General features: G+C 58.3%; 16 protein-coding genes and 1 riboswitch. Of the genes, 9 read left to right on the top strand and 7 right to left on the bottom strand.

Annotated elements, in window-relative coordinates:
- Nucleotides 1-96: 96 nt before the first annotated feature.
- Nucleotides 97-2,376 carry a 5-methyltetrahydropteroyltriglutamate--homocysteine S-methyltransferase gene (gene metE / locus KXD86_RS17840; RefSeq protein WP_218637489.1) on the top strand — a complete coding sequence of 760 codons (2,280 nt, stop codon included), beginning with the start codon at nucleotides 97-99 and terminating at the stop codon, nucleotides 2,374-2,376.
- Here the strand turns inward: metE and cpdA are convergent.
- The 4 genes from cpdA to thiC all read right to left on the bottom strand — a co-directional run bounded on the left by cpdA (nucleotide 2,370) and on the right by thiC (nucleotide 6,531).
- Entirely contained in the window at nucleotides 2,370-3,176 is an 807-nt protein-coding gene (gene cpdA, locus KXD86_RS17835) for a 3',5'-cyclic-AMP phosphodiesterase (protein ID WP_218637488.1), read from the bottom strand. The genes metE and cpdA overlap by 7 nt on opposite strands.
- Nucleotides 3,177-3,381: 205 nt before the next feature.
- Nucleotides 3,382-3,867 (bottom strand): DUF1249 domain-containing protein, encoded by a 486-nt coding sequence (locus KXD86_RS17830; RefSeq protein ID WP_218637487.1) that lies wholly within the window; start codon nucleotides 3,865-3,867, stop codon nucleotides 3,382-3,384.
- Nucleotides 3,864-4,484: an NUDIX domain-containing protein gene (locus tag KXD86_RS17825; RefSeq protein ID WP_218637486.1), complete on the bottom strand. Its 621-nt coding sequence runs from the start codon at nucleotides 4,482-4,484 to the stop codon at nucleotides 3,864-3,866. The genes KXD86_RS17830 and KXD86_RS17825 overlap by 4 nt, the downstream gene beginning before the upstream one ends.
- 169 nt (nucleotides 4,485-4,653) lie before the next feature.
- A complete protein-coding gene (gene thiC / locus KXD86_RS17820) occupies nucleotides 4,654-6,531 on the bottom strand; it encodes a phosphomethylpyrimidine synthase ThiC (protein ID WP_218637485.1) in 1,878 nt (625 codons plus the stop codon).
- A 94-nt stretch (nucleotides 6,532-6,625) separates the two neighbouring features.
- A riboswitch (TPP riboswitch) is annotated at nucleotides 6,626-6,746 on the bottom strand.
- A 184-nt stretch (nucleotides 6,747-6,930) separates the two neighbouring features.
- Here thiC and KXD86_RS17815 point away from each other — a divergent pair.
- The gene (locus KXD86_RS17815; protein ID WP_218637566.1) at nucleotides 6,931-8,316 is read left to right on the top strand and encodes a TolC family outer membrane protein; all 1,386 of its coding nucleotides are present in this window, start codon (nucleotides 6,931-6,933) and stop codon (nucleotides 8,314-8,316) included.
- Between the two features lie 32 nt (nucleotides 8,317-8,348).
- Here the strand turns inward: KXD86_RS17815 and waaA are convergent, their stop codons facing one another.
- The gene (gene waaA / locus KXD86_RS17810; protein WP_218637484.1) at nucleotides 8,349-9,602 is read right to left on the bottom strand and encodes a lipid IV(A) 3-deoxy-D-manno-octulosonic acid transferase; all 1,254 of its coding nucleotides are present in this window, start codon (nucleotides 9,600-9,602) and stop codon (nucleotides 8,349-8,351) included.
- Between the two features lie 123 nt (nucleotides 9,603-9,725).
- Here waaA and lpxL point away from each other — a divergent pair, with 123 nt between their 5' ends.
- From lpxL to KXD86_RS17790, 4 genes are read left to right on the top strand one after another with little or no spacing between them, the layout of a single operon-like run.
- Entirely contained in the window at nucleotides 9,726-10,673 is a 948-nt protein-coding gene (gene lpxL, locus KXD86_RS17805; RefSeq protein WP_312846326.1) for an LpxL/LpxP family Kdo(2)-lipid IV(A) lauroyl/palmitoleoyl acyltransferase, read from the top strand.
- A gap of 41 nt (nucleotides 10,674-10,714) precedes the next feature.
- Nucleotides 10,715-11,701 (top strand): mitochondrial fission ELM1 family protein, encoded by a 987-nt coding sequence (locus tag KXD86_RS17800; protein WP_218637483.1) that lies wholly within the window; start codon nucleotides 10,715-10,717, stop codon nucleotides 11,699-11,701.
- Nucleotides 11,698-12,813, top strand: a complete 1,116-nt coding sequence (locus tag KXD86_RS17795) for a glycosyltransferase family 4 protein (protein ID WP_218637482.1) — start codon at nucleotides 11,698-11,700, stop codon at nucleotides 12,811-12,813. The genes KXD86_RS17800 and KXD86_RS17795 overlap by 4 nt, the downstream gene beginning before the upstream one ends.
- Nucleotides 12,810-13,877 (top strand): glycosyltransferase, encoded by a 1,068-nt coding sequence (locus KXD86_RS17790; RefSeq protein WP_218637481.1) that lies wholly within the window; start codon nucleotides 12,810-12,812, stop codon nucleotides 13,875-13,877. The genes KXD86_RS17795 and KXD86_RS17790 overlap by 4 nt, the downstream gene beginning before the upstream one ends.
- Before the next feature lie 16 nt (nucleotides 13,878-13,893).
- Here KXD86_RS17790 and KXD86_RS17785 read toward each other — a convergent pair whose 3' ends face one another.
- Nucleotides 13,894-14,682: a glycosyltransferase family 2 protein gene (locus tag KXD86_RS17785; protein WP_218637480.1), complete on the bottom strand. Its 789-nt coding sequence runs from the start codon at nucleotides 14,680-14,682 to the stop codon at nucleotides 13,894-13,896.
- A gap of 132 nt (nucleotides 14,683-14,814) precedes the next feature.
- On the opposite strand from KXD86_RS17785, the gene KXD86_RS17780 reads away from it, so the two are divergent.
- The 3 genes from KXD86_RS17780 (at nucleotide 14,815) to KXD86_RS17770 (ending at nucleotide 19,214) form a co-directional block, all read left to right on the top strand.
- On the top strand, nucleotides 14,815-16,230 hold the full coding sequence (locus KXD86_RS17780; protein WP_218637479.1) for a mannose-1-phosphate guanylyltransferase/mannose-6-phosphate isomerase: 1,416 nt from the start codon (nucleotides 14,815-14,817) through the stop codon (nucleotides 16,228-16,230).
- Nucleotides 16,227-17,132: a lysophospholipid acyltransferase family protein gene (locus KXD86_RS17775; protein WP_218637478.1), complete on the top strand. Its 906-nt coding sequence runs from the start codon at nucleotides 16,227-16,229 to the stop codon at nucleotides 17,130-17,132. The genes KXD86_RS17780 and KXD86_RS17775 overlap by 4 nt, the downstream gene beginning before the upstream one ends.
- Before the next feature lie 63 nt (nucleotides 17,133-17,195).
- On the top strand, nucleotides 17,196-19,214 hold the full coding sequence (locus KXD86_RS17770) for an O-antigen ligase family protein (RefSeq protein WP_218637477.1): 2,019 nt from the start codon (nucleotides 17,196-17,198) through the stop codon (nucleotides 19,212-19,214).
- A gap of 22 nt (nucleotides 19,215-19,236) precedes the next feature.
- On the opposite strand, the gene KXD86_RS17765 is transcribed toward KXD86_RS17770, so the two are convergent.
- Entirely contained in the window at nucleotides 19,237-20,265 is a 1,029-nt protein-coding gene (locus KXD86_RS17765) for a polysialyltransferase family glycosyltransferase (protein WP_218637476.1), read from the bottom strand.
- Between the last annotated feature and the right edge of the window lie 28 nt (nucleotides 20,266-20,293).

The following is a 20,293-nucleotide window of genomic DNA, read 5'->3' as shown; positions in this document are numbered from 1 at the left end:
TATTGAAATAATACCATTATTTTTCATATCAAAAGCCGTCTAGCCTAGTACGCCTCAAGTCACCAAACGCAATCACAACAAGGAGTACCACCGGCTATGGTTACTACGCACAACCTTGGTTTTCCCCGAATCGGAGCGCGGCGCGAACTCAAGCACGCCCTGGAATCCTTTTGGCAAGGCAGCCTCACGGAAGAGCAACTGCAGATGGAAGGCGAGGCCCTTCGCCACAAAAACTGGGTGACACAGGCCGGAGTGGATCTGGTCCCGATCGGCGACTTCTCATTTTACGATCAGGTTCTCGACATGAGCGTCACCCTCGGCCACCTTCCAGCCCGGGCCCACCGCGAAGAAGGCAGCGATCTGGATCGGTATTTCCGGGTCGCTCGTGGACGATCAGCCAATGATCACGAGGATTGCGCAATCCATGCCGGTGAAATGACCAAGTGGTTCAACACCAATTATCACTATATCGTCCCGGAATTTCAGGCGGATACCGAATTCTCACTGAATCCCCAGCGCCTCTTGGATCAGATTCACGAAGCCAGAAACCAGGGATTGGTGCCGAAGCCAGTGATTATCGGTCCGGTAACCTATCTCTGGCTGGGAAAAAGCAAAGACGACACCGACAAGCTGAACTTGCTGCACCGACTGCTGCCCATCTACGCCGAGCTGCTGGACCGGCTTGCGGCCGAAGGCGTGGAGTGGGTACAGATTGACGAGCCGGTATTGGTTACTGACCTGGATGCGGACTGGCGCCACGCGTTTAACGTCGCCTACCACTCACTCAAAACCACCAATGCCAAACTGTTAGTGACCACTTACTTCGGCGACTTGCGAGAAAACCTGCAGTTAGCCTGTGAGCTGCCCGTGGAGGGCCTACACCTGGATGCCATCAGTGCGCCCGAAGAAGTCGCCCGGGTCGTGGATTGGTTATCACCGCATAAAATACTCTCGCTGGGCATCATCGACGGCCGCAACATCTGGCGAACCGATTTGGGCAACACACTCGATTGGCTTGAGCCCGTGCACGAACGACTGGGTGATCGACTCTGGCTTGCCCCGTCCTGCTCACTGTTGCACGTTCCCGTTGATGTCAGCAGTGAACACAAGCTGGAGGCCGACATCAAGAGCTGGCTTGCCTTCGCGGTCCAGAAGCTGGATGAACTGAAGATTCTCGCCCGGGCCCTCAATCAGGGCCGCGCATCTGTGCATGCACCATTGACCGATAACGCCAGTGTAATCCAGGCCCGACGGGACTCCGATCGAGTCCATACACCTGCAGTGCGGGAGGCCATAACAAACCTCAAAAATCACTCAGGTTCCCGCGGAACGAGCTTCAGTGAGCGGATCCAGGCGCAACGCGGGCACATTCCTCTCCCCGACTATCCGACAACGACCATCGGCTCCTTCCCGCAGACTCCGGACATTCGTCAGGCCCGCCAGCAGTTCCGCAAGGGAGAACTCACGGAAGCGGCCTACATAGACCGTATCCGGGAGGAGATTGCCGACTGCGTGCAACGGCAGGAGGAACTGGGCCTTGATGTGCTCGTTCATGGAGAAGCCGAACGCAACGACATGGTGGAATATTTCGGTGAACAGCTGGACGGCTATGCCTTCAGCCAGTTTGGCTGGGTTCAGTCCTACGGTTCCCGGTGCGTGAAGCCGCCCATCCTGTTCGGCGACATTTCCCGCCCCACGGCCATGACCGTCAACTGGATCTGTTTTGCCCAGTCGCTCACCGACAAACCGCTCAAGGGCATGCTGACCGGGCCGGTGACCATGCTGAACTGGTCCTTTGTCCGCAATGATCAACCCCGGAAAGACACGGCCCTGCAGCTGGCCCTTGCGATTCGGGAAGAGGTTCTCGACCTGGAAAAGGCCGGCGTGAAAATCATTCAGATGGATGAAGCGGCACTGCGGGAGGGGCTTCCTCTTCGACTGGCGGACCGCGCCGGCTATCTGGACTGGGCCGTTCATGCGTTCAGAATCGCCGCCAACGACGTCAGGGACGAAACGCAGATTCACACCCACATGTGTTACTCGGAGTTCAATGACATCATTGAAGCCATCGCCAGGATGGACGCAGACGTGATTACCATCGAGACGTCACGGTCCGATATGGAGCTGCTGGATGCCTTCAGGGGGTTCGAGTACCCCAACGACATAGGCCCCGGCGTATACGACATTCACTCACCCAACCTCCCTGACAAACAGGACATGATCGGCCTGATGAAAAAAGCGGCCGACCGGATTCCATCAGATCGGCTTTGGGTCAACCCGGACTGTGGATTGAAAACACGGAAATGGGAAGAAGTGATCCCGGCATTGAGGACGATGGTTCAGGCGGCCAGGGAACTTCGTCAATCGGTTCAGTAACCGGAGCTATTCTGGTCCAGGGTAAATTCAAAATCTTCGGCCCGGCGAACTTCTGTCTTGAAGTCGCCGGATGCCATCAGCTCGAGCCAGCGATAACCTGGCGCCGCGGGTTCAACAGAAAACTTGCTGGAGCCCGACGTGAACTGGATACAGGTTGACGGCGTTGCGAGCAGACGTACACCCTGTCTGTCCAGGGCATGCTCCTGATGAATGTGCCCCCACAGCACCAGTTGCACCTGTGGGTGCCGGTCCAGGACCTTCCAGAACGCTTCCCGGTTACGCAGACCGATCTGCTCCATCCAGTCCGAGCCAATATCCACGGGATGATGATGCAGCGTGACGAGGGCTGGAAGATCCGGGTGCTCGGCCAGGGTCGACTCAAGGAAGTCGAGTTCGGACTCGGCCAACTCACCGTATACTTTTCCCGGCACGGAAGAGTCGAGGAGGATGCATTGCCAGCCGCCCTCAACGATGCTCCGGCGGTCAGCCTGATAGTCAGCGGCCACGGACTTGAGCGTCTCAGCACTGTCGTGGTTACCCGCCAGCCACGCAGAATCGCAAGCGAACGCCTGTAAACTTTCCCCGAAAACCCGGTAAGCCTCTTCAGAGCCATCCTGGGCCAGATCGCCAGTGGCCAGAATGAAATCCGGCTGACCATGAACCTTCAGAACCTCATCAATCACCGCGGCCAGACTCTCCCGGGTATTAACGCCCAGCAGTTCGCCGTTGGCATCCGCCATCAGATGGGGGTCGGTCAGTTGCAGTACCCGGAAGGGCCGGGATTCATCCTTTGTGGTCATGGCGCTCTTGGTCAAATCAGTGCTCATCACTTGAACGTGGCACAAGTGTACGACGACAGCTTCCGGTTTTATCACCTTTGAATGCAACGGGAGTCACATTCTGACCAGGCTCCGGCGACATATTGCAATTTTTGACAACTATGACACACGGACCGGCTCGCGCCAGCCCACTTTAGTACAGTATTCCATCCTGGCGCGATGCCGGTCAGTCCACGCCCTCACCCGCCGACCAGGCAGCGTGCTCCATCGGCAGGTGACCGAAGCGCAGGCAGTAATCAAGCCAGTCCGCCAGGAACCCATTGACCTGAATTTTCTCGTCCGGGTGGTGCATAAACCGATTGGGGTAATCATTCACCGGGGCAATCTGACGATCCCGGTAGCAGCTGATGACCTCGGCCATGGCCGCATCGTGATACACACGCACGGTCATCTGCGGGTTATTCAGCCAACGGCCCGCATTGTGGACCTGCTCGAGCAATAGGGTTTCGGTGAATCTTGCGGTTTGCAGCACCTTGATCTGAACCCGACCCAGATACAGGTTCTCCCGGTGCAACTCGAACTCACACACAGGCTTGCCGCCCGCCTCCAACTGGCGGAGCCGGCTCAACCGCTGGTAATTGCCATCGCACAAGGCGCCGAGCTGCCTGAGGTCAGGCACATAGCGCTTTGGCTTCATGCTCCACTCTGTCATGGATTCGCCTCGTTACGGAGTCTTGAACGATTCAGTTCAAGCCACTGAAGAGCAATAATAGCGGCTGCATTGTTGACTCGGCCATCGCGGATCATCGCAATTGCCTCTTCCGCACTGAAGACGTGGGCCCTTATGTCTTCGTGTTCGTGCTCGACGCCAAACAGACCGCCGGCCCCCTCCGTGCTGATCTGGCCACAGAACAGATGAACCAGTTCCGTGGTCCCGCCCGGGGAAACCAGGTAATCGCATATACGGTGCAGATGGCTGAACGACAGCCCCGCTTCTTCCTGGCCTTCACGTTGCGCCACATCTTCCGGAGATTCGCCGTGTTCGTTCATGCCCGCCACTAACTCCAGGAGCCAGGGTGACTGGTCTCGACCCAGAACGCCGAGCCGGAACTGCTCCAGCAAGACCACTTCGTCACGAACCGGATCGTAGGGCAGCACACACGTGGCATCGCCACGGACAAACAACTCGCGGGTGAATACCGGCATTTCCCGCCCATCGAAACGCGGGTGCGTCAACCAGAGCTTGTCCATGCGGAAGAAGCCCTGGAAGACGGTTTCTCGTTTTTCAACTTTCACATCGCTGGCTGTGAACTGGAACGGCTTGGTCATTTTTCACCCTGTTTCGGCAACGACTTTGAACGATAGCCGGTGGCCGGTGGCCATTGCAAGCTTCGTTCGGTGTCACAGCCACAGGGCTAAAAAAGACGCTACCGGTCCAGACGCGGGCATTGCCGTCTAGCGCCTGAGCTCGGCCATGCCTGGCTCGCGGGCAGACAACCTAAACCTTGTCGTAAAGCTTGCTGCCCGATTCAACGAACTCCCGGGACTTTTCCTGCATCCCGGCATCCACGGCAGCCACCTCATCAAGGCCATGTTCCCGGGCATAATCCCGGACCTCCTGGGAAATCTGCATGGAGCAGAATTTCGGCCCGCACATGGAGCAGAAGTGGGCAACCTTGGCCGATTCCTTCGGCAAGGTTTCATCGTGGTAGGAACGCGCGGTATCCGGGTCGAGTCCCAGGTTGAACTGATCCTCCCAACGGAACTCGAAACGGGCCTTGGAGAGTGCATTGTCCCGAATCTGGGCACCGGGGTGACCCTTGGCGAGGTCGGCGGCGTGCGCTGCAATCTTGTAGGTTATGATGCCGGTCTTCACGTCGTCCTTATTCGGCAGCCCCAGGTGCTCTTTGGGAGTGACGTAGCACAGCATGGCGCAGCCATACCAGCCGATCATCGCGGCACCGATGCCGGACGTGATGTGATCATAGCCTGGTGCGATGTCAGTGATCAGGGGCCCAAGCGTGTAGAAAGGCGCTTCGTCGCAGCATTCAAGCTGCTTGTCCATGTTCTCCTTCACCAGGTGCATGGGCACATGCCCCGGGCCTTCGATCATGACCTGAACATCGTGCTTCCAGGCAATTTTGGTAAGCTCGCCCAGGGTTTCCAGCTCGCCGAACTGCGCCGCATCGTTGGCGTCGGCAATCGATCCGGGGCGCAGCCCATCGCCCAGACTGAAGGAAACGTCGTAGGCCTTCATGATTTCGCAAATGTCTTCGAAATGCTCGTAAAGGAAGCTTTCCTTATGGTGGGCGAGGCACCATTTGGCCATGATAGAACCACCACGCGAGACAATCCCCGTGGTCCTGTTTGCGGTCAGCGGTACGTGATGCAGCCGAACACCCGCGTGGATGGTGAAATAATCCACACCCTGCTCTGCCTGTTCAATCAGCGTGTCCCGGAAAACCTCCCAGGTCAGGTCTTCGGCGACACCACCCACTTTCTCCAGGGCCTGGTAGATCGGGACGGTACCGATAGGAACCGGAGAGTTCCGGATAATCCACTCCCGGGTTTCATGGATATTCTTGCCGGTAGACAGATCCATGATGGTGTCAGCCCCCCAGCGAATGCCCCAGGTCAACTTCTCCACTTCTTCCTCAATGGACGAACTGACCGCCGAATTTCCGATGTTGCCGTTGATCTTGACCAGAAAATTGCGGCCGATGATCATCGGTTCGGATTCCGGGTGATTGATGTTGGCGGGTATAATGGCGCGGCCCCGTGCCACTTCCTCGCGCACAAATTCGGGCGTGATCTCCTCTGGGAGATTCGCTCCGAACGACTGGCCCGGGTGCTGGTCCTTCAACAATCCCTTTTCCCGAGCCTCCTGCAGTTTGAGATTTTCCCGGATGGCGATGTACTCCATTTCCGGAGTGATCAGGCCCTTCCGGGCGTAATGCATCTGACTGACATTGTTGCCGGCTTTCGCCCGCAGGGGCTTGCGATCTTCGTTAAAGCGGAGCGGATCGAGCTGGGGGTCTTTCATCCGGCGACGGGTGAACTCGGAGGTGTATCCCGGCAGGGTTTCAACGTCGTTGCGCTCGGCAATCCAACGGGCACGGACCGGCGCGAGCCCTCTCCGCAGATCAATCGTGGCGTCAGGATCGGTGTAAGGACCAGAGGTGTCGTAAACCATCACCGGGGCATTCAATTCTCCCCCCATTTCGGTGGGCGTATCACCCAGTGTGATTTCACGCATCGGCACACGAAGATCGGGGCGGCTGCCCTGCACGTATACCTTCCGTGAATTTGGCAATGGTTTGATTGCGGCGGAATCTACCTGCGCGGAATCGCTGAGGTAGGAAGGTAACTCTGTCATCATTCGCTCCCGGGACTTGGGTGGACATCGGGTCGCGTATGACGGAGCTGGAGACCGGAACCGCTCATTCAGACGAAAGAGCACTCTTGCCCAACAGCTTTGTGGTCTTAAATTCCTACGCCGGTATTATCCGGATCAGGTCGCGGGTTCTGCGTTGCAATCTCAGCCGGCTGCCCTTATTCAGTTCAGGCAGACCAGCACCCCGTCAAGACGCGAATCTTTTTGTGTGGCACCCGAAATAGGTGCCGTTTGCAAGTGTAGAGCTGTGACTGATTATTGTCCATAATGGCCGACCAAAGCGCTACCGACTGCATGTTGCATGCGCAGCTTCTGTGGTTCGCCAGCCCCAACGGTTTATCCGGGCGGAACGCATACGTGCACAGGAATTCAGGAGAAATGATGAAGAAACGACTGCTTTCCGGATTTATTGGCCTCTTGGTGGCACAGCCCACCCTCGCCATGGACCTGGTAGAGACCTATGAGAAAGCGCTTTCCTATGACTCGGGTATAGCAGCCGCACAGGCGAGCTTCGAAGCCCAGCAGTCCGCCAGCGAAGTGACCCGCAGTGTGCTGCTGCCCCAGATCGGCGCCTTCGGAGACGCAAATTACATCGATATCGATGGGCCGAACCAGGATAACAGCTATCGCGAACTCGGTTACGGCGTTCAACTGAGTCAACCCCTGTTTCAGGCCGATGCCTGGTTCCGCTACGACGCCAGCCAGTTCCAGACCGACTCCGCCCGCGCCCAGTACAATCTCGCCCAACAGCAATTGATCCTGGACGTTGCAACGGCCTACTTCAATGTCCTACGAGCCCGGGACACGGTGACCACCACCCTCGCAGCCGAAGCCGCTATCCAGCGGCAATACGAGCAGGCACAGGAGCGCTTTGATGTTGGCCTGATCGCCATCACCGAGGTCTATGAGGCGCGTGCCAGCTACGATGACACCCGGAGCCGCCGCATTGTCGCGGAGAACGAACTGAACATTGCACGGGAACAGGTCGCCCGACTGACCGGGGAATACGCCGAGGATCTTGAGAACCTGCGCCAGAATTTTCCGCTCAGCCGGCCTGAGCCGATGGACCCCTCGGCCTGGGAGACCAGTGCACTGGAGCGGAACTGGTCAATTCAATCCGCCCGTTACGACCTGAATGTCAGTGAAGCCAACCTGAAGGCGGCCAAGGCTGGTCATTATCCGACGCTTGACCTGAACGCCTCGTACGGCAACACCAATACCGATGGCCTGGAAAACGGTTCCTCTTCACCGTTCCAGCAGCAGCGTGATGGCACCACTACCCAGGGCGTGGTTGGCCTGACCCTCAATGTGCCGCTGTACACGGGGGGCGGCACCCAGGCCGGCGTTCGCCAGCAGCGGTCGTTGCTGACTGTTGCCCAGGAGTCACTGAACACGGTTCGCCGGGACGTACGCGTCACTACCCGAAGCCTGTTCCTGACGGTGAACAACAACATCGAGACGTCATCCGCACTGGAGCAGACGATCGTTTCCCGCCGGAGTGCTCTCGATGCCACCCGGGCTGGCTACGAAGTGGGTACCCGTAACATCGTGGAGGTTCTGGACGCCGAGCGCGCCTACTACGTCGCGCTGCGGGACTACGCCAATTCGCGCTACGACTACGTCGTCAACACATTGCGGTTGAAGCAGGCGGCGGGAACACTCAGCCCGCAGGATCTGATCGTGTTGAATAATTGGCTGAGCGAGGACGCACCGGGTATTGAAGCCCTGGCGAACGAGGACAAGGTTCTGGAAGATCCGACTCAGTAAGCACCGAAGGCGGGCGCCGGATGTCGCCCGCCTCAGACCCTCTCAAAGATCCCGTCGACCACCTTCCCCAACGCTCCGCGATTCTTCTCGACCACAGCCAGGGCCCGGTTGCCAATTGCCTTCCGTTCCTCGGCATCGTCAATGAGGGCGACAATGTGGGCGGCCAATTCGTCGGCGTTTGCCACCAGCTTGACGCCAGAATCGTCCAACAACCGGTCATAGATGGTTTCAAAGTTAAATACATGGGGGCCAGAGAACACCGGGATGCCCCAGGCTGCGGGCTCCAGCGGATTATGGCCGCCACGCTCGATCAGCGACCCACCCACAAAGGCCATGTCGCTGGCACCGTAGAGCATCATGAGTTCGCCCATGGTGTCCCCCAGGTAGACCTGCGCGCTGCCCGGCTGCGCCACCTCCGATCTTCTCGCACTCTCGAAGCCGGCTTTCTCGATCTGGTCAGCGACCGACTCAAATCGTTCAGGGTGGCGCGGCACAATAATCAGGAGCGTGTCCGGATGGGCGACCAGTACCTTTCGATGAGCCTCCAGCAGTTGCACGTCTTCGCCCTCGTGCGTGCTCCCTGCAATCCAGACGATACGGCCTGTCAGGCTCTGCCGGAGCGCCAGGGATGCCTGGCGCACGCTCTCAGGAATGTCCACATCGAACTTTACGCTGCCGGTCACCGCCACTTTCGACGGGGTGACGCCAATCCGACAGAAGCGTTCGGCGTCTTTCTCCGCCTGAGCCGCCACCCAACTGATGCTTCTCATGACGGGCAACGCCAGGCTCCGGATGCGCTCGTAGCCCCGGGCAGAGCGCTCCGAAAGGCGGGCGTTGATCAGGAAAATGGGTACCTTGAGCGCCCAGCATTGCCGGATCATGTTGGGCCAGATTTCGGTTTCCATGATGACCAGGATGCGGGGCCGAGCACGCTTCAGAAAGCGTCGAATGGCCCCCGGGGTATCGTAAGGCGCGTAGGCATACCGCACCTGATTGCCAAACATCTTTTGTGCCTGGGCCAGCCCCGTGTCGGTCATAGCGGTCATCAGAATGGTGATATCCGGGTCCCGTGCCAGCAATCGCCGGACCATGGGGCCCGCGGCGATGGTTTCGCCGACAGACACCGCATGCACCCAGACGACCGTGCCCTCCGCACGCGGCACGATTCCCAGCCGCTGGTACCAATTCCGGCGCAGGTCCGGAGCTTTACGGCCATGCCACCACAGGCGCACCAGAATAAAGGGCAGAAGTAGCCGTATCAGCTGGGAATAGATAAATTGCAGCACAGAGGACTCCCGGTAAAACAGTACGGTATCATAGCCGAAAACCTATTGATTTACTTCTGGTTGATGCGGTTGACTGGCGCTTGGCAGCAACCAGAATTGCGAACAGGCAGGGACGTTCTTCCAGTGAAAAAGAAATACCGAAAGCTTCCAAGGAATACCGATTACAGTGCCTACCGTCACCCCCGTTGGTGGCCAACCTGGATCGGGGTGGCGCTGATGTGGACCGTGGCGCAGCTGCCCATTCGCCTTCAATGGTGGCTGGGAAAAGTTGTAGGACTGCTGGCGTGGCATCTGGCCCGGAGCCGCAGGCACATCACCGAGGTCAACATTCGCCTCTGTTTTCCCGAACTTACATCTGCCCAGCAATCGGCATTGGCTCGCAAGTCCTTCATCGCCAATGGCATCGGACTGATAGAACTGGGGCTCGCCTGGTTCCGCAACCCTGCCGGGTTGACCGACATCACCACGGTTCACGGACTCGACCATTTTCAACAGGCCCTGGATCACGGTAAGGGTGTCCTTTTGCTAGGCGGCCACTACAGCACTCTCGACCTGGGTGGAAGCCTGGTCACGGAGTACATTGCTGCGGACGTCATGCAGCGTGATCACAACAACCCTCTGATGAACGCCGTCATGACCCGGGCCCGGGAGCGTCGCTACGGCACCGTGCTCGGTGCCAGGGATCTGAGGGGGCTTTTTCGCAGCCTGAAGAAGAACCGTGCGGTCTGGTACGCCACGGATCAGGACTACGGCCGCAAGGACATCGTCTTTGCCCCGTTCTTCAACATTCCCGCGGGCACCATCACCGCGACCTCGCGGATTGCGGAGCGCAGTGGCTGCAAGGTGGTGCCGTTCAGTCATGTTCGCCGGGAGGATCGCCCCGGCTATGACATATACTTTCACCCCGCCCTGGAAAACTTCCCGAGCGGCGATGATTTACAGGACGCAACCCTGATCAACAAAACCATTGAACAGGAGATCCGTCGGGCGCCAGACCAGTATTTGTGGATGCATCGACGGTTCAAGACCCGACCGGATCCCGAGGATCCGGGATTCTACGGGCGTCAATGATCCGCCAAATGACGGGGGCCGGCAGACGATGACCGGAAGCTATGTCGAAACCAAATGAGCAACACGATCCGGCGCCGGTGGTGTGGCTTCTGACCGACAACAAGCCGGGACACCGCAATCAGCTTAAGGGTCTGGGGAACCGGCTGCGGGTGATCGCAGGTGCAAGCCTGTACTGGGTGGATGCCGACGAGGTCAAGGTGCCGCTCTGGCGAGCTCTGCTGGCCATGGCCCCGAATTTGGGCCAAACCTTGCCGAGGCCCGATCTGATCGTTGCGGCGGGGACAGGCACCCATCGCCTGCTTCTGTCTCTGCGCCGTCTCCGGAAGGTGAAGACGCTCATACTCATGCGGCCGGGATTCCCGCTGGGCTGGGTGAACGCGGCCATTATTCCGGCCCACGACAACGTTGCCGCCTCGTCCCGCGTTTTACTCACCGACGGCGTGATCAACACCGTCACTCCGCTTGCCCGGGTCACCGACAAGCCCGAGGCTCTGATGCTGATCGGGGGGCCTTCCCCTCATTTTGATTGGGACAGCGATGTCCTGCTGGGCCAGGTCAATCACCTGATCGGGCAGTACCCAACCTGGCGTTGGACCATCAGCGGATCGCGACGAACTCCGGCTGAGTTATTGGGCAGGCTGCAGGAACTGGCCGGCCCGAAGATTACGGTTGTCGACCCCGCTGAAACCCATCAGGACTGGCTGAATCATCAACTCGCTGCCTCACGGGCCATATGGGTAACCCCGGACAGCATGTCCATGGTGTGCGAAGCGGTCACCTCCGGCGTTCCCACCGGACTCTTCCAGTTTACGCCCCGCGCCGGGAGCCGGGTCGCCGATGGTGTCAACCGACTGGTGGAGAACGGACGGGTCGCGCGGTGGAGCGACCATGCCACCGTCATGGGAGGAGAGACCATGCACCATGATGCGTTATGGGAGGCGGACCGCGCCGCGCGTTGGGTCATCGCACGAAATCTGCTTCCGGTTCCGAAAAAAGCGAAGACCGGCAAGGGGAGGAAGGGCGCTTGAGAATTCTCCAGGCTCTGCCTGCGCTCTACAGCGGGGGCGTCGAACGGGGCACCGTGGAATTTGCCTCGGATCTGGTAAAGCGGGGGCACGAGTCCTTCGTGGTGTCCAAGGGCGGCCCAATGGCCGAACAACTTCGGGGACAGGGTTCGACCCACATTTTCATGCCCATCCACCGAAAGTCTCCCCGCTCGTTTGGCCAGATTCTGCCAATGCGACGACTGCTACAGGAGCTGCAGCCGGATATTGTTCACGTTCGTTCGCGGATGCCGGCGTGGATTATTCACCTTGCTCTGCGAAGCCTGCCGCCCGAGCAACGTCCCGCTGTCGTTTCGACGTTCCACGGCATGTACTCCGTCAATCCATACAGTGCCATTATGACCCGGGCTGACCACCTGATTGCCGTGTCCCGGTGCGTTCGGGAATACGTTCTGGACCATTACCCGGTGCCTGAGGATCGCTTGACGGTGGTGCAACGAGGGGTGGACCTGAACGCCTTTCGGCAGCGTGAGCTCAGCCCCCAATGGTTGCAGAGATGGTTTCGGCAGTATCCGCAACTGGCTGGTAAGAAGATCATCATGATGCCCGGTCGGATCTCGCGCTGGAAAGGGCAGATGGACTTTCTGTCAATGATGGCAAAGCTGACCCAGCAACGTCCGGACTGCCATGGCATCATTGTGGGCGGCACTGAACCCGGTAAAGAGCGATTTCTCGAACAACTGGAGAGGGAACGCAACAGGCTGGGACTGACCAGCGCGGTCAGCTTTCTTGGTCAGCGCAATGACATGACCACGCTGTACCTTCTGGCCGATGTTGTTTGCCACATGAGCACCAAACCGGAGCCGTTTGGTCGCACCGTTACTGAAGCGCTTGCCTCCGGCACACCGGTGGCCGGCTACAACCGAGGGGGCGCCGCAGAAACACTCCAGGCCTGCTTTCAGGCGGGCCTGGTCACTCCCGATGACACCGCCGAGTTCGCGGAGACAGTGCTTCAATTACTGGAAACGGGCAAATCCGCCATCGAGATCCCCTACCGGTTTCGGCTCGAGGCTCAGACCGAGTCGACCCTGCAGATCTATGAGCAGGTGCTTGAACGGCGCGACCACCAACAATGACCCAACCACAATCGTTGACCATTGCCCTGCTCTTTTCGACACCCGGCACTGCCTGGGGAGGCATGGAAAGGCACACGGCCGATCTGGCCCAGGCGCTGGCTCACCGCGGACACCAGGTCCATGTCATTGGACACGAAAGCTACCGACGCCACTTTTCCACTCCCGTACACTTCCACGCTGCGCCAGTGCAGCTTGGGCGACGCAACCCCCTGCTTCATTTTTTCCTGAAGCGCCAAGTCCATAGGATTGCGCCGGACATTCTCCATGCCCAGGGCAACAAGTCCGCCCAGTTAATCCGGCACATCCACCCGAAGCGCAGATGTGCCCGAGTGGGCACGATTCATGGCAGCAAGTCCAGCCACAGGGCGTTTCAGAATCTGGACAGCGTTATTGCGGTCAGCCCGCACATTTTTGACAACCTGGATCACCCGCACAAGCAATTGATCTTTAACGGGATCGCGCCAACAGCCGAAAGCGCCCGAAAGGGCGATGAGGCGCGAATCCTGCCAGAGGGCGTCATGAACGTCGTCGCCGTCGGACGCCTTGAACCGGTCAAGGGATTTGAGACCCTGATTCGGGCTTGGGCAAAGCTGGCTGGAGACGACACGAACGCCCACCTCAGCGTATTTGGCGAAGGAACCCTGAAGTCCGGGCTCCAGGAGTTGGTTACCAGCCTCGGGCTCGAAGCCCGGGTGACCCTGGCCGGGTATCGGGCTGATCTGGCGCCGGTGTACCGGCAGGCAGACCTGATGGTGATCAGCTCCCAACGGGAGGGGTTTCCGTACGTATTGATTGAAAGCCTGCTGGCTGGCTGCCCGATCATCTCGACGCCGGTGAGCGGCCCCGCCTACCTGCTTCCTGCGCAGGCGGTAAGCCCGGACTGGGAGCCGGAAAACCTCGCCTACCGGCTCCGCGATGCGTTATCCAACCTGGCGGCATTGAGAGAAGCCGAAAGCGCCGCCATGACCTTTGCGAGAGAAAAACTCACGCTTGAGTGTATGACGAGTGAAACGGAACGGCTGTATCGGGAGGCCCTGTCAGCCAGCAATGCCGACAACACCTGAAGGTTCGCGTACAGGCCTAGGTTTTCCGTTCAAGCCGCTCCAGAAGCTGCAACTCTTTTGCCTTGGCCAGGCGCATGAAGTTGCGGTTGGCGGCCGTGATCGAGACGCTCAACCCGAACCAGCCGTTCAGGATCTGCCTGTGCAGCAGGTAGTATTTGAGGAACTTCAGCGGGAACTCCACGAACAGTCTTGCCCCGGATATCCTGCGCCCTCTGGCGGCCATGAAACGCGCCTGTTCCGTCGACAGCTGACAGTATTTTCGTTCCATCTGTTCCAGCGAGATCAACGTGCGGTGCAGCACATCGCCCTTCAGGTCGAGCACACGGCCGGCCCGCACCCGGGGACGATCGTCATTGCTGTCTTTCTCCGGTTCGATCGCGGCACGTTTTCGATGGTATAGCCGAAGGATTTTCTTGGTTTTGTCGTGCCGGAACGGATGCCCCGGGAGCGGCTGGGACAGCACCCATCGCATCCTGAACCCTGCCACATCCCCGGCGATGGGTCTGGAAAAGCAATCCTTGATATTGGCAACCAGCTCGTCCGAGAGCACCTCGTCCGCGTCCAGGTCCAGCACCCAGTCATGACGGCACAGACTGGCCGCGTAGGCTTTCTGGCAGGCAAACCCTTCCCAATCGCGGTGTACGAATCGGGCGCCCGCCTCCACTGCAATCTCCTTGGTTTTGTCGGTACTCCCGGAGTCGACCACAATGACCTCATCCACCCAGCCGATCACCTTCGGCAGTGACTCAGGCAGCCTGGCCTCTTCATCCTGCGTGATGAAATAAACGGAAAGTGGCAGCTTCATTGTCGCTCCTGATCGCAAAGTGCGGGATTTCGGTTTGTAGCGGGACAATATTATGATACCCATGTGGTAAGATGGCGCGCTTAAAAAGGAACTTTTTCATGGCGTTCTCACACTCAAGTTCGGAGTAAATTCATGATTCATCCTGTCATCATGGCCGGCGGCACCGGTTCCCGGCTCTGGCCTTTGTCACGACAATTGAATCCCAAGCAGTTCCTGAAACTGACGGACAGTCCGTTGTCCATGCTGCAATCCACGGTTGCCCGACTTGAGGGCATGAATGCTGAAAAACCGCTGCTGATCTGTAATGAAGAGCACAGGTTCCTGGCGGCGGAGCAAATGCGGCAATCCGGCCAGGAAGACGTGCAGATTATCCTGGAACCCTGCGGGCGCAACACGGCTCCAGCCATTGCCCTGGCTGCCATCCAACTGTGCGAGCGTGCGAGTGACGACAACCCTCTGATGCTGGTTCTCGCCGCCGACCACCTGATTCAGGACACGGATGCTTTCCAGCAAGGTGTAGCGAAAGCCATTCCCCTGGCGGAGCAGGGAAAGCTGGTCACCTTCGGTATTGTGCCGAGTCATCCGGAAACCGGCTATGGCTACATTCATCGGGGAACCGAACTGTCGGATGACTGTTACACGGTGGACAAGTTTGTCGAAAAACCGGACGAAGACACCGCCGCCGCCTACCTGGCCTCAGGCGAGTACCTCTGGAATAGCGGCATGTTCCTGTTTTCTGCCAGGGACTACCTCAAAGAACTGGAAACCCATCGTCCCGACATCCTCTCGGCATGCAGGGCGGCGATTGCGGACGCGAGCGAGGACCTGCACTTTACCCGGGTCAATCCCCAACTGTTTGCGGACTGCCCCTCCGAATCGGTGGATTACGCTGTCATGGAAAAAACCAGCAAGGCTGCCGTTGTTGCCCTGGATGCCGGCTGGAGTGACATTGGTTCCTGGTCGGCGCTCTGGGACGTCAGCTCGAAGGACGAAGCGGGCAACAGCCTGACCGGCGATGTCATCGCCCGGGATACCGCCAACACGCTGGTTCGCGCCGACAGCCGGCTCGTGGCTACGGTCGGCGTGGACAACCTGGTCATCATCGAGACCAAGGACGCGCTCCTTGTCGCGCACAAAGACAAGGTGCAGGACGTAAAATCCGTGGTCGAACAGATTCGCAACGACGGTCGCCACGAACACATGAATCATCGGGAAGTGTACCGGCCCTGGGGCGTATACGACTCTATCGATAATGGCGCCCGTTATCAGGTCAAACGAATCACCGTGAAGCCAGGCGCCAAGCTCTCGGTTCAGATGCACCACCATCGCGCTGAGCACTGGATCGTGGTAAGCGGCACGGCGCGAGTGACCAATGGCGAGAAAACCTATCTGGTCACGGAAAACCAGTCTACCTACATCCCGGTCGGGCAGGTTCATTCACTGGAGAATCCCGGTGTGATTGACCTTGAGTTGATTGAAGTGCAGTCGGGCTCTTACCTCGGCGAAGACGACATTGTCAGGTACGAGGACCGGTACGGGCGCAAATGAGTAAACTCAAGTATTTGGTGATCGCCGGCCTGCTGAGAATCGCGGGCGGCTTGTCATTGGCAAGCGCCCAGAGAATCGGAAAGTGGCTCGGCCTGTTGATCTGGAAGCTGCCAACCAAGTCGCGACAGGTGACCGACACCAACCTGTCCATCTGCCTGCCAGACCTTTCCGACACGGAACGCCAGACCATGTCCCGGGCGTCGATGATCCAGACCGGGCAAACCATGCTCGAAGTTCCACTCATGTGGGAATGGCCGGTTCAGAAGTGCCTCGACCTCATCAAGGAAACCGAAGGCTTGGAACTCATTGACGAGGCCATGGCCGGCGGTGAGGGACTGATCCTTCTGGCCCCCCATCTGGGAAACTGGGAGCTTGCGGGCCTCTTCTTTTCATCGCGGTACAAGATGGCCGCGCTGTACAGCCCGCCCAATATGCCTGAGTTTGAAGACTACATGATCAAGGTCCGCGGACGCCTCGGCTCGGAGCTCGTTCGCGGTGACCGACGCGGACTGGCGAGATTGGCCTCCATACTGCGAGAGGGCGGCGTAGCCGGCATACTGCCGGACCAATCCCCCAGAGGTAAAGGCAACGCTTTCGCTCCGTTTTTCGGCATGGAAGTAAAAACGATGACGCTGGTTTCGAAGCTGATTCAGCGAACCGGCGCCCACGTTCTGATCACCTACGCTGAGCGCCTGCCAGACGCCCGTGGGTTCAGGATCGTCGTCAGAAAGACTGAAGCCGGCCTGGGCGACAAAGATCCGGTTGTCGCGACAACCGCCCTGAACCGGTCGATCGAGCACTGCGTTCTCGAGATCCCGGAACAGTACCAGTGGGAATATAAGCGCATGCGTCATCGTCCGCCGGGGGAAATCAATCCGTACAACACTGACCGAGTCTGCTGACTCGTGAACAATGTGTCACATCCAGCTTGTCAAATTCACTTTTAACTCTCGGATTTTCCTGACATGACCCTGTCCTACCGGACTGTAACACCGGCCCTGCTTATGGCCGGACTTGGCGGAGCACTTCTATCCTCCAGCATCCTGGCAGGCGCCGCCTTGCTTCTGGCCATTGCCGGAGGCGTACTCATCGCCCGGAAGGCTCCCGAAAGGACAGGCTGGGACACGCCGAAAGAGTTGCGACTGATACACTTTGCATTCTGGTTTTTCGTTCTGGTCAGCGCCTGGTCCTGGCTGCTTGAGGGCTTCGATTATGAGGGCGGAAAGACCCTGGGTAGCCACGCCCGGTTTATTGTCTTCTGGCCACTGGTCATTGCCTTTAGCTACGCTGGCCTGCGGGCACAAACGATGTTCATGGCGCTCGGCATTGTCTCACTCTCGGCCATCCTAACTTTTGCCTCGGCACTGGCCAGCCAGCTCTGGTCTATCGACCAGATTCTGGAGATGCGTTTCGGTGGCGGAATCAATCCGATCAGTTTTGGCAACATTGCACTACTGGGCAGCATACTGACGCTGGTTGGCGCTTCCTTTTTCCTGCGCACAGGGAAAAGAATGCCCGGCGTTCTGTTCGTGCTCGTGGGTGTCTCGACGGCCGCTATATCCATGCTTTCCGAAACCCGGAGCAACCTGGTCGCGCTGCCCTTTCTTTTGCTCGTATGCCTTCCGCTGGTCGGCAAAAAAACACGTCTCGTTGGTCTGTTACTCATCCCGGCCATTCTGGCGCTGACAGTCGTATCGGGTGAACGCATGTCCCACTCTATCCAAGCGCTGATGGATGGGAGCACCCTTGATAATGGCATGACCATTAGATTCGAGGTGTGGGGGCTTGCCTGGGAGATGTTCAAGGAGCACCCATGGACTGGCGTGGGGCTGGGGGGATACACCCACGCGATTGAATCGGCCGCCGCGAATGGCACCGTATCTCAACATCTGCTTGCCTGTTGCTCTGGACACGCCCACAGCGACTTCCTGAACAATGCGGCCACCAGCGGCATTCCGGGCATCCTGAGCTGGGCCCTGCTGATCTTCATTCCCCTTGCGATTTTTGCCCGGCACCTTTTCAGCCAACATCTCCCTGCCGCGCACCTCGCCGCTGCGGGTGCCCTCGTCAGCACCGGGTATTTTTTCTTCGGCCTGACCGAAGCGACGTTCAACCGGAATCTGTTCCTGACGTTTTACCTGCTTGCGATTGCGGGAATCGCCTCAGCCCTCTTTCACGAATTGAGCGCATCCTATGTGAAGCAGCGTACCCGCAAGGTATCCGCGACCATTATCACCAAGAACGAGGAGGCACACATCGCCGACTGCCTGACGTCAGCTCGTCTGGTGGCGGATGAGATCATCGTTCTGGACAGTGGCAGCTCCGATCGAACCGCAGAGATAGCGCGAGAGTATGCTGACATCGTCGAAATCACCGATTGGCCGGGCTTCGGTGTACAGAAGCAACGAGCCCTGGAAAGGGCGACGGGCGATTGGGTACTGTCCTTGGACGCAGACGAACGTGTGACACCAGAACTGGCTCGGGAAATCAATCACCACCTCGCCGACCCTGACGCCGATGCCTACAAGCTGCCGTGGGCGGTCACGATCTATGGCAAGCGTCTCGACTTCGGACGCAGTGGCCGCGCGCCTTTGCGACTGTTCAGGCGTGAGGGCGTGAGCTTCTCCGATGCGTTGGTCCATGAGCGAATCCTGATCCCCGAAGGCCGCAAAGTAAAAACGCTGCGGGGCCGACTGACCCACTACACACACCGTGACTTCGGTCACTCGCTGGAAAAAAGCGCCAAGTACGCCTGGCTGGGCTCGCTGGAAAAACACCGCAAAGGCAAGAAGACCCGGACCATGCTGTACCCGACGCTCAGGGGCCTGATGACCTTTATTCAGGTTTATTTCATCCGGTTTGGTTTCCTTGATGGCGCCGTCGGGTACTTGACGGCGGTCACCTATGCTCAGGTAACGTTCAACAAATACGCAGGGTTGTGGACGCTCTCGCGGGATAACAAGGTTCAAGATACGACAGAATGACGCAATCTCGATCCCCCATCTTCTATCCTGGTGTCGACTGCGAATTCAGGCCCGCTGTCTGCACACCGATTCGGTGCAGCATCTGAACGATTTCGTCGTAATAGGGGAGCCTCGACGCAAGGATTTTGTCATCAATCTGGAACACCTGCATCTCGGGAAAGATCTTCTTGATCGTAAACAGGGCCGTTGAGGCAAAACTGTAGAATCCGAGGTAGGATTCTCCCGACATGGCCACCTCAACCTCAATTGGGCGACCGGCCTGTCGGATTTCCACAGGAAAGGCCCCAAGTACCTTTTCAAGCTCGGCGGCGATCTCTTTTCTGTGGAGAAAGTACAGAATCCGAGCATTCTTGTGTCGCTCAACCACGAATTGCATGTGCAATTTCACCTGCTCCAACCGTTCCTCTCCGCCGAAGGGCTGCCCCAGAAAAGCCACGACAGGCCGACGGTCCGAGTTTTGGGCGTGGTGGGCTTTGAAGGTTCGTCGAAACAGAGGGAAATCGTGAATCTCTATTCTTATTCGTTCTGAGTCAGGCAGGGGAAAGCAGGTAAAAAAGGCGATGCTACTTGTGTCATGCACATGGGTAAGGCGAATGCCCATGGCAGCCAGTATGCGCCTTTTACCGACGGATACCCTCGAAAAGAAACGCTCATCGTGAATGGCATGGTAATACTTAACAGTCGCCAGCCCATCATCCACAAAAATAACCTGGGCGCTATCCAAACCAAGGTAGAACGTCTCGTGCACCCAGCTGTTCTTGTTACCAATGAAAAGGCGAGTAATTGGACGCCCCGATAACCGCCGAAACAGAGCAGCAAGTTTAAAATAGAAAGACGTCTTTCCAAGATAGACGGTTTCCCGATCTTTCCAGCCCAAAGTCTCGGCAAGAAAGGCCATCTGGGACTCCGTCTCTTTGTTGTCAGGCCTGGCCACCACTAATACACAGGAGTCGGCCGCACATCCGTAATGTTCACGAGCCTCAGAACAGCTAATAAGCTGCAATGGCGTACTGGCAACGAACAGATTGATAGAGGCCTGGTTGCTGTTCAAGCTCTTGCGCTCCTGAGCCTTGAAAGGA

It is taken from the genome of Marinobacter arenosus (assembly GCF_019264345.1).
Classification (GTDB): domain Bacteria; phylum Pseudomonadota; class Gammaproteobacteria; order Pseudomonadales; family Oleiphilaceae; genus Marinobacter; species Marinobacter arenosus.
Note: the sequence above shows the minus strand (reverse complement) of the source record. Positions and strands in the feature narration are given on the sequence as shown.

Bases quoted from the DNA above. Each gene is read 5' to 3' on its own strand.
- metE (WP_218637489.1), top strand. From the start codon at position 97: ATGGTTACTACGCACAACCTTGGTTTTCCCCGAATCGGAGCGCGGCGC.
- KXD86_RS17770 (WP_218637477.1), top strand. From the start codon at position 17,196: ATGACCCTGTCCTACCGGACTGTAACACCGGCCCTGCTTATGGCCGGA.
- KXD86_RS17790 (WP_218637481.1), top strand. From the start codon at position 12,810: ATGACCCAACCACAATCGTTGACCATTGCCCTGCTCTTTTCGACACCC.
- KXD86_RS17780 (WP_218637479.1), top strand. From the start codon at position 14,815: ATGATTCATCCTGTCATCATGGCCGGCGGCACCGGTTCCCGGCTCTGG.
- KXD86_RS17785 (WP_218637480.1), bottom strand. From the start codon at position 14,682: ATGAAGCTGCCACTTTCCGTTTATTTCATCACGCAGGATGAAGAGGCC.
- KXD86_RS17815 (WP_218637566.1), top strand. From the start codon at position 6,931: ATGAAGAAACGACTGCTTTCCGGATTTATTGGCCTCTTGGTGGCACAG.
- KXD86_RS17800 (WP_218637483.1), top strand. From the start codon at position 10,715: ATGTCGAAACCAAATGAGCAACACGATCCGGCGCCGGTGGTGTGGCTT.
- KXD86_RS17775 (WP_218637478.1), top strand. From the start codon at position 16,227: ATGAGTAAACTCAAGTATTTGGTGATCGCCGGCCTGCTGAGAATCGCG.
- cpdA (WP_218637488.1), bottom strand. From the start codon at position 3,176: ATGACCACAAAGGATGAATCCCGGCCCTTCCGGGTACTGCAACTGACC.
- KXD86_RS17825 (WP_218637486.1), bottom strand. From the start codon at position 4,484: ATGACCAAGCCGTTCCAGTTCACAGCCAGCGATGTGAAAGTTGAAAAA.
- KXD86_RS17830 (WP_218637487.1), bottom strand. From the start codon at position 3,867: ATGACAGAGTGGAGCATGAAGCCAAAGCGCTATGTGCCTGACCTCAGG.
- thiC (WP_218637485.1), bottom strand. From the start codon at position 6,531: ATGACAGAGTTACCTTCCTACCTCAGCGATTCCGCGCAGGTAGATTCC.